This window comes from Citrobacter sp. U14242 (assembly GCF_046555775.1).
In the GTDB taxonomy this organism is placed as follows: Bacteria; Pseudomonadota; Gammaproteobacteria; order Enterobacterales; family Enterobacteriaceae; genus Citrobacter.
In genome coordinates this window covers 175819-188110 of sequence record NZ_JBKGLW010000011.1, presented here as the reverse complement: position 1 = coordinate 188110, position 12292 = coordinate 175819, and the positions used below count along the sequence as shown (strand labels likewise).

The following is a 12292-nucleotide window of genomic DNA, read 5'->3' as shown; positions in this document are numbered from 1 at the left end:
ATGGCGACACCTTCCTTATATGAAATGCTGACGTTCAGTTTCAGCGGCGAATTACCGCTGGAACAGGTCAGCGAGCGGGATCAGCTTATCCTTTCCGTGATGGACAATATGCAACGCATTATCAACTGTCGGGCAGGATCGCTGGCGCATTTGCCGGATTACGGTCTGCCGGATCTCAGCCTGATCCATCAGGGGATGACTGCGGGTATTCATGGCCTGATGCGCCAGATTGAAGAAACGCTGCTGCGTTATGAGCCACGCCTGAGTCAGATACAGGTGGAGTTACTGCCCCAGCCCGGTCCGGGGCATCTTAATTACCTGATCCACGCGCAGCTTCCCGATACCGGCTGGATACGCTTTGATGGCGTATTTTCTCCGGAAGGACGAATTGTTCTGCGTCATCTCAAACAGCAGGAGCGAGCGTACTGATGGCAAGTAACGTGAGTTTTATCAGCCAGTTCGTCATGGGTGGCGATCCCTGTACGTATAAGGAATCTGGTGAGCTACAGGCTGAAATGAGTAAACTGACTCACCCCGCCCGACCAGACGTGGACTGGCGTCGGGTGGAAAAACTCAGCCTTGCACTGTTCCGGCAAAATGGCGTGGAACTACAGACGCTGGGCTGACTTCTGGCCAGTACAGGTACATTCCAGAATATCACTGCTCAGTTGGATCACAGAAAAAATGCAGCAGGCGCTGAGAACGCTGGATATTCAGTATCAGGATCTGCCGCAGATTTATCGTTGCGTACAGCATCTTTCTGCCATAGAAACCACGCTGCAACAGTGTGAACTGTGGTATATGACGAAGCTGGACGTATTGTCCGGGCAGTTTCGCAATGCGGCTCTGCATCTGGAACGGCTGGCACCGCAGGGAGCAACCGCTCAGGAGAGTGGCTCATCCCGAAGGGATATCAGCGCACCTGAAAGTGCAGTGGAAAATCCACTGCCACGGGTGTTTTTTTGTTTCTGTCGCCCATAAAAAAAAGCGCTTCTCAGCGCTTTTTTGTTATCCCCTTCTCGCCAGCGTCGCCCCATCAGCAAAGTAAGCTTTAATCCCGGCCAGAATCGACTCTGCCACTTCCTGCTGGAAGGTCGCCGTTTTGAGCTTGCGTTCTTCTTCAACGTTACTGATGAATGCAGTTTCTACGAGAATGGACGGAATATCCGGCGCTTTCAACACGGCGAACCCGGCCTGTTCAACCTGATTTTTATGCAGATTATTAATCTTACCGAGTTTATTCAGCACCGCTTTTCCGAACTTCAGGCTGTCGGCAATAGTCAGCGATTGCACCATATCAAACATGGTGTGGTCGACGTAGCGATCACCGCTTTTACTGACGCCACCAATTAAATCCGAGGCGTTCTGGGTTTGTGCCAGATATTTTGCCGCTGTACTGGTCGCGCCTTTGGTTGAGAGTGCAAACACCGACGAACCACTGGGTTGGCGACTGGTAAACGCATCAGCATGAATAGAAACAAACAGGTCAGCACGCTGTTTCTGGGCTTTCGCCACGCGCACTTTTAACGGAATGAAAATATCTTCATTACGCGTCATATAGACCTTCATGTTGCCTTCTTTCTCGATAAGTGCTCGCAGGCGACGGGCTATCTGCAATACCACATCTTTTTCACGTGTCTTGTATTTCCCCACAGCACCGGAGTCTTCTCCGCCATGGCCAGGGTCAAGCATAATAACAATCGGACGATCGCGCCCCGCTTTACCCGGCTGTGGGCCACTTTGCGCAGGTGGTACCTGTTTATCCAGATCGCCTTTGTTGTAATCTTCAAGCAATGCCAACAGAGGATCCTGGACATCCTGAGCATTGGCAGGATAAAGATCCATCACCAAACGTTCTTTGAAGCCTGCAACTGGCGCTAACGCAAAGAGTTGAGGTTTCACATTTTGTTTCAGTTCAAACACCATACGCACGGTCTGCGGGTCAAACTGCCCGACGCGTGCGGACTTAATGTAGGGATCGTCTGGGCGGATCTGCGTTCCAATGCCCTTGAGCACCGAGTTCAAATTAACGCCTTCAATATCTACAACCACACGCTCAGGATTACTCAGGGCAAACTGTTTGTATTTCAGCAGACGGTTGGATTCCACCGTAACGCGGGTATAACTGGACGCGGGCCAGATACGTACGGCAACGACCTGACTCACGGCAGCCAGACCGACCTGGCTGACGCTTAAAAGCCACATAGCACCCGCACCTTGCAGTAAACGGCGGCGACTGATTGCTGAGTTGGATCCCGACATGCTTCTCCCGAGCAAAAGAAATCTATATTGAGGTAATACGTAAAACGTCCGAATTGACCGGAAACTTTAGCGAATGACGCATAATCTGTCATCTATAAAAGGGTAAACATTGTTTTTATATTCGCGGTATTACTGAAGAAAATCTTAGGCTGGGGTAAAAATTACGCTTGCACACAGGGCAGAAACAGAATAAAAATACACTAATTACGAATAATCATGCAATGAGGGTGTGCCGTGGTGAAGGAACGTAGAACCGAACTGGTACAGGGATTCCGCCATTCTGTTCCCTATATCAATACCCATCGGGGAAAAACGTTTGTCATTATGCTGGGCGGCGAAGCCATCGAGCATGAAAATTTTTCCAGTATCGTCAATGACATTGGTCTCCTTCATAGCCTCGGCATTCGCCTTGTCGTGGTCTATGGCGCACGGCCGCAGATTGATGCCAATCTGGCCGCGCATCACCATGAACCGGTGTATCACAAAAATACGCGCGTTACCGACGCCAAAACCCTGGAGCTGGTCAAGCAGGCTGCGGGGTTGCTCCAGCTTGATATTACCGCCCGCCTGTCAATGAGTCTGAACAATACGCCTTTGCAAGGCGCACACATCAATGTGGTCAGCGGTAATTTTATTATCTCGCAACCGTTGGGTGTGGATGACGGGGTGGATTACTGCCATAGCGGACGTATTCGTCGAATTGATGAAGAAGCGATTCACCGTCAACTGGACAGCGGTGCTATTGTTCTGTTGGGTCCGGTGGCTGTTTCCGTAACCGGTGAGAGCTTTAATCTGACCTCCGAAGAGGTTGCCACCCAGTTGGCGATCAAACTGAAAGCAGAGAAAATGATCGGTTTTTGCTCCTCTCAAGGAGTGACTAACGATAATGGCGATATTGTTTCCGAACTCTTTCCCAACGAAGCGCAAGCGCGTGTTGAGTCACAGGAAGAGAAAGGTGATTACAGCTCCGGTACGGTGCGTTTCCTGCGCGGTGCCGTTAAAGCCTGTCGTAGCGGCGTGCGCCGTTGTCACCTGATTAGCTATCAGGAAGATGGCGCGTTGTTACAAGAACTGTTCTCCCGCGATGGGATCGGTACGCAAATCGTGATGGAAAGCGCCGAGCAGATCCGTCGCGCCACCATTAACGATATTGGCGGCATTCTGGAATTGATTCGTCCTTTGGAACAGCAAGGTATTCTGGTACGTCGCTCCCGTGAACAACTGGAAATGGAGATCGACAAGTTCACCATAATTCAGCGCGATAACCTGACCATCGCCTGCGCCGCCCTGTACCCTTTCCCGGAAGAAAGAATTGGCGAAATGGCGTGCGTGGCAGTGCATCCTGACTACCGTAGCTCATCGCGTGGCGAAATCTTGCTGGAGCGGATCGCTGTGCAGGCCAGACAAATGGGGCTTAGCAAGCTGTTCGTGCTGACCACGCGCAGTATTCACTGGTTCCAGGAGCGCGGCTTCACGCCAGTCGATATCGATCTGCTGCCGGAAAGCAAAAAAGAGATGTACAACTATCAGCGGCGGTCAAAAGTATTGATGGCGGATCTGGGGTAGTGGTCATTGCCGGATGCGGTATGGATGCCTTATCCGGCCAACAATTCACTGGCACATCTTTTGTCGGCAGATAGTGTGCCTGATAAGACGCGTTAGCGTCGCCATCAGGCACACTGTAGCCGGATGGCGCTGACGCTTATCCGGCCTACATCATGTCGTCATTAAACAATGCTGACAGTCCGCTGCGACGTTCAGTACGCGTGGCGATCGCCCCGCTCAAAATCCGCTCATCGGCATAAAGCGACAAGCGGCGGCGGGCACGGGTCACTGCGGTATAAACCAACTCTCGGGTAACAACTGGCGAATGCTGGCTGGGCAAAATCAACGCCGCATGGTCGAACTCAGAACCCTGTGACTTGTGCACAGTCATCGCCCAGGTCGTTTCATGCTCCGGCAAACGGCCAGGCAGTACCGACTTGATAGAGCCATCCGGTAATACAAACCACACGCGTAAACCTTCACCACGATCGAGCGCAATGCCGATATCACCGTTAAACAGTCCCAGCGAACTGTCATTACGCGTAATCATTATCGGTCGCCCTTCATACCAGCGAGAGTGTGCAAATCGGTAAATTTTACGTTTTTGCACCATCGCCTGCTCAATGCGCTCATTCAATCCGCCTACGCCAAATGGACCTTCGCGCAGTGCACACAACAACTGATAATCATTGAAGGCCTGAATAATGGTGTCCGGCTCGGCCCCTTCACGCAGCAAATCCAGGTAGCGACCATACCCCGCCAGCGCTTCATTCAGCATCCCGGTGTAATCTTCGCTGCTATTAAGCGTACGCTTTTCGATATCACCGAATCCCTGTTGGAAAACGGTTTTAACCGCTGCCTTGTCACCCCGATTAATGGCCGCAGCCAGTTGACCGATGCCAGAATCACTGCCAAAACGGTAACTCTTTTGCAGCAAGCATAAACTGTCACGTAAAGACGCGGCCTGAGTTCCGGTTCCCGCAGGAATGGGACTACCGGTCAGCCGACTGAGTTGTTTGGCACGTTCCGGGGTAAATCCGTCATTCACAAATGCACAAATGTCTCCCAGCACCGCCCCCGCCTCAACAGAAGCAAGCTGGTCACGATCGCCAAGAAAAATCACCCGTCCGTGCGGCGGTAGTGCATCGATAAGGCGCGACATCATGGGCAAATCAATCATGGAAGCTTCATCCACCACCAGCACGTCCAGATGCAGCGGATTACCCGCATGATGGCGCAGACGCTGGCTACCGGGCTGTGCGCCTAACAACCGGTGCAGCGTACTGGCATCATCGGGAATACGTTTCTTTTGCTCATCGGTCAGCGGTAACTCACGCAGTGCCGCCCCCAGCGATGCCGTCAGACGTGCAGCCGCTTTTCCCGTCGGTGCCGCCAGACGGATACGACAACGCTCCCCCTCCGCCATCTGAATCAATGCTGCCAGCAGTCTGGCTACCGTTGTCGTTTTACCGGTGCCGGGTCCCCCGGAGATCACCGATATACGGCGGGTCAACGCCACAGCAGCCGCCACTTTTTGCCAGTTCACGCCCTCCGATGGTGGGAAGAGCGCTTCCAGCGTGCGAATCAACCGTGGCTCATCCACCTCAATGGCCTGGTTTACCTCACTGAAAAAACGGGCCACCGTGCGTTCGTTATTCCACATACGGTTCAAATACAGGCGATTGTCATATAACACCAGCGGTGTTGGCTGTTCGCCGCGACTTACCGCAGCAGAGGCCAGCAGGCATTCCGACCAATCTTCCGGTTCACCGGCCTCGCACAGCCAGGCGCTCAACAGCGGATGAGCATCTTCGCGTAAAGATAGCCGGGAAAGCGGTAAGCAAACGTGCCCCTCGCCCGCGTCACGGCTGAGCAGAGCCGCCGCCAGCGTAACGGCAGGGTTGTCGTTTCCGGCAACCGCCAGCGCAAACTGAGCATCCAGAGGACGGAGCTGTTTTTGCTCTACTGCCTCCAGCAATCGTTTCTGGATTGTCATTGCATCTCCTCCAGAGCCGCGCCGGCAAACATCTCGTCCATCAACGCGATCAATTCCCCATCGGGTCGGGTGGCGTAAATTCCCTGCAGCGGATCGTTGCCGTCAACGCCGCGCAGGAAAAGGTAGATAACACCACCAAAATGGCGTTCATAGTCATAATCAGCGATGCGATGGCGCAGATAACGGTGCAGTGCCAGGGTATACAACTGATACTGCAGATCGTAGCGGTGTGCCTGCATGGCTGAGGCCATTGCCTGCTGGGTATACGCAGAACTGTCTTCACCCAGCCAGTTTGACTTGTAGTCGAGCAGGTAATAACGCCCCTGGTGGCGGAACACCAGGTCAATAAACCCTTTCAGCATGCCGCGTACCTGCATAAAATCCAGCGGCGGGCAGCCGGCCGAAAGAGGATCGTATTGACGGATCACGGCATCGAGCTGGTCGGCCACCAGCGGTTGCGAAATCGGCAGGTAAAACTCCATTTCCACCTGTTTTTCACGCGCAGAAAGATTACTCAAACTCACACCGGTTTCATTGAGCGGCGCATGCAAAATAGTATCCAGCCACTGCGTCAGAACGGGCTCCCAGTGCGTGTCATATCCGCCAAGCGCAAGCTTTTCTTGTACCCACACCGGCTCAACCGGCTGGGTGAAATCCAGATCTTCAAACAAGCTATGCAAAAATGTCCCTGGTGACGCGCCGCGAGGAAACTGGTGTGGCGTAAGGCCTGATTCCTCAATGGTTTCACCGACGCCTGCCGCGTCGATATCCAGGCGTGGAATCAGATCCTGTGCAATACCATGACCACGCTGTTGCAGACCGGAATAGCTGGTGACACGCCAACTGTCACCTGGCGTTCGTTGCAGCATTTTTGCATTCAACGTAGAACTGGCAGGCTGTACAACCTGCCAGCGCTCTCCATCCGGTTCATTCGGCGTCAGGCAGGCGATATCCTCACCGCACAGCGCCTCAATAGCGCTACGCAGACCTGCAGCATCCATTGGTTCACCCCGTTGCAACAGGCGACCAAGAGCACTTTGATGCACATCGGTATCACCTTTCTTATCGCTCCGGCGGCGTACCAACGGCGCCACGCCAAGGCTACAGTGCCAGACCGAGCGGGTGAGCGCGACGTAAAGCAAACGCAAGTCTTCTGCCAGACGTTCAGCCTCTGCCAGTTCAACGCTTTCATCCGCTTCGCTGAGATCCAGCACGGCTTCAAACGAACTGCGATCGTGATAGAACGCCTGATCCTGGACGCGAAAATTAGTGATAAACGGCAGCCAGACGAGCGGATATTCCAGCCCTTTCGATTTATGGATAGTGACGATTTTGACCAGATGCTTATCACTTTCCAGCCTCAGCTGCTGGCTGGAAGCATTACTGTCAGGCTCCAGAATATGTTGCGATAGCCAGCGTACCAGCGCATGCTCACTTTCCAGTTGAGCACCCGCTTCCTGCAACAGCTCGCTGATATGCAAAATGTCGGTCAGACGGCGTTCGCCCCCTGCCGTTGCCAGCAGGTTTTCCGCAATATGGCGCGCGGACATCAGTGCACGCAGCATGGGCATCACGCCGCGTCGATTCCAGACCTGTCGGTAGCTATCAAATTCCTCAACAACCACATCCCAGGCTTTCTCGTCAGTATTCAGCGCTTCAATATCCTGCGCATTCAATCCCATCATTGAGGTTGCCAGCGCACTACGCAGCGTATTTTCACGCTCCGGCGTCATCACTGCCTGCAGAACCCACAACAGTTCCTGCGCTTCCAGCGTATCAAAGACGCTGTCACGGTTAGAAAGATACACCGATGGGATGGCCAGTTGCGTCAACGCATCGCGTACCAGCGCCGCCTCCTGGCGGCTGCGCACCAGTACGCTGATATCAGACGCGCGTACCGGCCTGGACGTTTTACCGCTGACCAGCAACGCTTCGCCAGAGTGTCCGGCTTTTAGCCAATCGCGAATTTGTGTCGCACACACCTGGGCCATAAAGTTCTGATAATCACCCACGCCGCAGCTGTCCCCTTCCATCAGCCACATACTCATCGCCGGCTGCGTTTCCCCTTGCAGCACAAACCGTAGCGACTGATTTTTCTCTGCGGACCTCACTGGACTAAAGGGGATTTCGCGGAACATAAAAGCGTCGCTCATCTGGCTGAACAACGTATTAACACTGTTAACCATGCCTGGGGCCGAACGCCAGTTAGTATCAAGCGTATAGTGCGCGCTGACTTCGCTACGCGCCTTCATGTAGGTAAAAATATCCGCGCCACGAAATGCGTAAATAGCCTGTTTAGGATCGCCTATCAGCAACAACGCTGTATCCGGTTGATGCTGCCAGATACGGCGGAAAATACGGTATTGCTGTGGGTCGGTATCCTGGAATTCATCAATCATCGCCACCGGGAAACGGGTACGAATGGCCGCCGCCAGCGCATCGCCGCTTTCGCTACGCAGCGCCGCGTCCAGGCGACTGAGCATATCGTCAAAACCAAGCTCACCACGTCGGCGTTTTTCCTGCGCGACAGCCTCGCGGATTTCCGACAATGCCCGGGTGATCACCAGATCGCGGATTGTCAGCGGTTCACTCAGCAGTGCATCAATCGCGACAAACAGCGGATGTTGAGGGATTACTCCACCCGCTTTGGTGCGGTCTTCCAGAAAACGCTGAGAGAATTTCTCCAGTGCGTCAGGAAGCTGGTAGCTTCGGGTTTCTTCCTGTGCCCAGGCGCTGATCTTTTCGATCCACTTTCCCTGATTACCACGATTAAATTTACGTCTGTCGATCCCGGAGGCTTCCAGTAGACCATCCAGCTCTTCAACGGAATCACGCCATTGCTGCTTAATCTGGTCGATACGCGCCAGAATTTTTTCGTGCCGGGCTGCCAGTGTTTCATCGGCTGGCGGTGGTGCTTTAATCACCGGCGCTTCCCCTTGCAGGTAGCGATCGATATCCCTTAGCAGCGCCTGTGGACCTTTCCACGTTTCAAAAATCACCTGCGCAATGTCGCGGGGCAGCGGGTAGCAATGCCGACGCCAGAAATCTGCGCAGGCCTGATAACGCAGCAGTGATTCATCTTCAATCAGCTGTTGTTCAAACAGCATGCCAGACTCAAAAGCGTTGAGACTGAGCATACGCTGACAAAAACCGTGGATGGTAAAAACCGCCGCTTCATCCATCTGTCTTTCAGCCAGCAACAGCCACTGTGCGGCCTGCTTTTTATCGGTAATTTCATCTAACAGACGGGCGTAAAGCGGGTTATCGGTGGTTTCGCGCAGACAGGCAATGCGCAGTTCATGGATGTTGCTACGAATACGACCGCGCAGCTCTTCAGTAGCCGCCTCCGTAAAGGTGACTACTAACAGTTCTTCGACGGTCAGAGGACGAGGAAAGGCGGCAGAGCCGCCCAGTCCAAGCAGTAAACGTAAATACAGGGCGGCGATGGTAAAGGTCTTACCGGTGCCTGCAGAGGCTTCAATCAGACGCTCACCCGTCAGGGGCAAGCGTAGGGGATCAAGGGGCTCAGCGGCATCATTCATTCTTATCACTCATCAGGGGTAAGGTTTGCTGCAACGCGCTGACGGTCTGCCACACTTTCCAGCCTTCCGGGTGCACATATTCTGCTTTCCCATTCTGGCTACCGGAAACCTGTGACAGTATCGCCATGCCTTGCGGCTCAACCACCGCCTGATGGAAGAAGTCGGCAAGCTTTTGCGGCGTCAGCAGTTTAATCTGAGCCACGATTTTATCACGTGAATCGAAGCGCATATTACCGCGATCGAAATCTTTGCTTAACTGAGAAGCTTCGGCCCCCAAAGTTTGCGGAGCCTGTAGCATTTGCGCGATGATCGCCTGCTGAATTTGTGCAAACTCATCAGCTTTCATCGCCCGCAGCTTCGCTTCCGCCGTCGGGAAAAATGCCTTATAGCGTTCCCAGAGATAGGACGGTTGCTTGTCACTGCTTTGCAACAGGAAGCCCATTCCCCACTGGCGGCCAACGCTCATTGGGAAAGCGAAGACGGCATAACCTAATTGCTCTTCAGTACGCAGTTGATTGTAGAACCACGGTTGAACAATCTGTCCTAGCATCGCGCTGTAAGCCGAGCTGGTGTACTCGTCATAGCCGGTGGGTACAAATACCGCCGCCAGCGCTGAATCCGTACTACTGCCCGCTTTTTCAAAGATGACAGACTGCTTCTTGTCTACCACAACATCTTTGTTTCGGCACCACTGTGAGCCATTCGCACCAAGCTGCTTCTGGATATCCCGCGCCATGGTTTTCGCCTGAGTTTCACTCATATTGCCGACCACCAGGAATTCGGGACGCGCACCGGCTTTTAAGGTGTCACGGTAGGCCATCACTTCTTTCAACGTAATAGATGGCAACAGCTCACGCCGTTCATCACGTGAGAAGTACGGTACCTGAGACAGCATCTGCACCGGCATGATCGCCTGATCGTAGGCTTTGCCTTTCTCCGCAGAGTCCATCATCTGGGCGTACCAGGATTTCGCCTGTTCCAGCTGTTCATCTGTTGAGGTGTAACTGAAATAACCGCTCAGCAGCGCCTGGAAAAGCTGCGGCAAACGCTGAGTATAGCCGTTGGCATTGAGCATCAGGCCGTTATTAGCGTTAGTAGAAAAACCAATACCCCCCACTGCGGCCTGGTTACTTAACTGGTCGAGTGCAATACCCGCCAGATAATCGTTCAGGGCGAATAAGACCTGGTTTCTGGCACTGTCCATCGCTTTCGGGTTACGCAGTATCACGCTGACATCAACCTTTGGCTCGCTGGCAAAATATTGACTCGGGGCATACACCACGCGTAAATCAGGCTCATCAACGATCAGCTCCGGATGAGCATATTTTTTATCCGTCTTAATCAGCGTGAAATCATCCGGAATATACGGGTTCAGCTCCGGCAACGACAGCGCAATGCCCTTCGCTTTTTGCTGCCAGTCGGCGAATGTTTTCTCGCTGATTTTATCTACCTGATAAGGCGCGTTGACAAAATAAGCGGTTTTATTGTGTGGCTCTTTCTCGCTGATATACCAGATGCGCGCATTCTGCGGTGTCATCATCGCTAACCGTCGCTCAACGGCTTTGGCATCGTACTGGTCGGCAATGTTTACCGCATCGAGGGTATGTTCCACGGGAACGCGGATCATGGTGTCAGCCAGCCATTCCACATAGTCCATATCACGGGTAATTGAAGGATAGCGGAAGTCGAGATCCAGCACGTGCGCCAGTTCGTCGAAATAACGTTTATCGACGCCTTTTTCGCGTAACAGGTTGAGATAGCTAAAGATGGCAGCGACCACTTCATCGCGATTCGCGAGGCCTTTATCGGTCAAGGTCGCGGAAATGGCTAATACGCCGCTGTTGCCATTAACGACAGGATCGGAGTCTGCACGAATGCCCTCAACTAATCCCTGCTTTTGCAACCAGTCTGACAACGTTCCCGGACTGCGATTGCCAATCAGATAGGTCACCAGCTCATCGGTTTTACTGCGAAACTGTGCGCTGTTGTTATCAATTCGAAACTCGACACGCAAAACTTTACGCGGCATCGCGGGAACATAGTGGATGATGACGCCCTTTTGCGCATCAGTGACAACCGGGACGGTTATTTCCGGTTTTTCGATATTTCTGTTTGGCACGCGTCCAAAAGTGTCAGCAGCTATCTTCGCCAACTCTGGCAACGGTTTATTGCTGTAAATCACCGCCTTCATCAGGTTAGCTGAGTAGTACTTTTCATGGAATGTCTGTAACGCTTTCAATACCGGATTGCCCGGCTTATCGCTCAACGTTTCCAGATTTCCGCCGGAGAAGCGCGAACCAGGGTGCGCCGGGTTGATCGTCTCCGCACTCACCTGTGCCATACGCATACCGTCGCGGGTACGCGCCAGCGTCAGCTCAGAATTAACGGCATTTCGCTCGCGATCGGCATATTTTTTATCCAGCAACGGATCGGCAATCGCATCTGCCAGACGATCTACCGCCCCGACCAGCGCGTCATTTTCGACTTCAAGATAGAAAGCAGTACGATAAGGCGCAGTGCTGGCATTATGGCTACCACCGTGCATTTTCAGAAATTCGGCCAGGCTGTCCGGTTGTGGGTATTTTTTCGACCCCATCAGGCACATGTGTTCAAGATAATGTGCCAGCCCCTGATGATCGTTCGGATCTTCCAGCGAACCGACAGGCACCACCAGAGCAGAAAGGGATTTCACGGCCTGAGGATCGGATACCAACAACACGATCATGCCATTATCAAGGCGTACGGCCTGATACTGGCGGGTATCTTTATCGCTTTTACGGATGGTTTCAGCTAAAGGCTGCCAACCGGTATCTGCCTGACTTACGGGCGCCCAAAAGGCGACGAACAACAGTAATGCGCTGAACCAGGTGCTGCGGGGCATTCACAAACCTCATCATTAACGTATTCACCTGTTCACTGCAAACAACGCATTTAGCGTGGTCTGAAC

General features: G+C 53.2%; 6 protein-coding genes and 1 pseudogene. 3 read left to right on the top strand and 4 right to left on the bottom strand.

Going from position 1 to position 12292, the window contains the following annotated elements; translation table 11 throughout:
• Together tssE and ACLJXE_RS18945 are read left to right on the top strand one after the other, a co-directional pair.
• Positions 1–429, top strand: coding sequence for a type VI secretion system baseplate subunit TssE (gene tssE / locus ACLJXE_RS18950; protein WP_410751692.1), 429 nt, complete (start codon positions 1–3; stop codon positions 427–429).
• Positions 429–951, top strand: a pseudogene (locus tag ACLJXE_RS18945) (type VI secretion system protein VasL); the annotation flags it as partial. The gene tssE and the pseudogene ACLJXE_RS18945, both read left to right, overlap by 1 nt.
• A gap of 57 nt (positions 952–1008) precedes the next feature.
• Here the strand turns inward: ACLJXE_RS18945 and amiC are convergent.
• On the bottom strand, positions 1009–2262 hold the full coding sequence (gene amiC / locus ACLJXE_RS18940) for an N-acetylmuramoyl-L-alanine amidase AmiC (RefSeq protein WP_137382705.1): 1254 nt from the start codon (positions 2260–2262) through the stop codon (positions 1009–1011).
• Between the two features lie 234 nt (positions 2263–2496).
• On the opposite strand from amiC, the gene argA reads away from it, so the two are divergent.
• Entirely contained in the window at positions 2497–3828 is a 1332-nt protein-coding gene (gene argA / locus ACLJXE_RS18935) for an amino-acid N-acetyltransferase (RefSeq protein ID WP_410751691.1), read from the top strand.
• A gap of 145 nt (positions 3829–3973) precedes the next feature.
• On the opposite strand, the gene recD is transcribed toward argA, so the two are convergent.
• Genes recD through ptrA form a run of 3 tightly spaced genes read right to left on the bottom strand, consistent with a single transcriptional unit; the run spans position 3974 to position 12226 of the window.
• Positions 3974–5803 (bottom strand): exodeoxyribonuclease V subunit alpha, encoded by a 1830-nt coding sequence (recD, locus tag ACLJXE_RS18930; RefSeq protein WP_286629606.1) that lies wholly within the window; start codon positions 5801–5803, stop codon positions 3974–3976.
• Positions 5800–9345 carry an exodeoxyribonuclease V subunit beta gene (gene recB, locus ACLJXE_RS18925; protein WP_410751690.1) on the bottom strand — a complete coding sequence of 1182 codons (3546 nt, stop codon included), beginning with the start codon at positions 9343–9345 and terminating at the stop codon, positions 5800–5802. The genes recD and recB overlap by 4 nt, the downstream gene beginning before the upstream one ends.
• Positions 9338–12226: a pitrilysin gene (gene ptrA, locus ACLJXE_RS18920; RefSeq protein ID WP_410751689.1), complete on the bottom strand. Its 2889-nt coding sequence runs from the start codon at positions 12224–12226 to the stop codon at positions 9338–9340. The genes recB and ptrA overlap by 8 nt, the downstream gene beginning before the upstream one ends.
• Positions 12227–12292: the final 66 nt, after the last annotated feature.

What these genes read in the sequence shown, in the direction of transcription:
- tssE (WP_410751692.1), top strand. Translation starts at nt 1, where the DNA reads ATGGCGACACCTTCCTTATATGAAATGCTGACGTTCAGTTTCAGCGGC.
- amiC (WP_137382705.1), bottom strand. Translation starts at nt 2,262, where the DNA reads ATGTCGGGATCCAACTCAGCAATCAGTCGCCGCCGTTTACTGCAAGGT.
- recD (WP_286629606.1), bottom strand. Translation starts at nt 5,803, where the DNA reads ATGACAATCCAGAAACGATTGCTGGAGGCAGTAGAGCAAAAACAGCTC.
- recB (WP_410751690.1), bottom strand. Translation starts at nt 9,345, where the DNA reads ATGAATGATGCCGCTGAGCCCCTTGATCCCCTACGCTTGCCCCTGACG.
- ptrA (WP_410751689.1), bottom strand. Translation starts at nt 12,226, where the DNA reads ATGCCCCGCAGCACCTGGTTCAGCGCATTACTGTTGTTCGTCGCCTTT.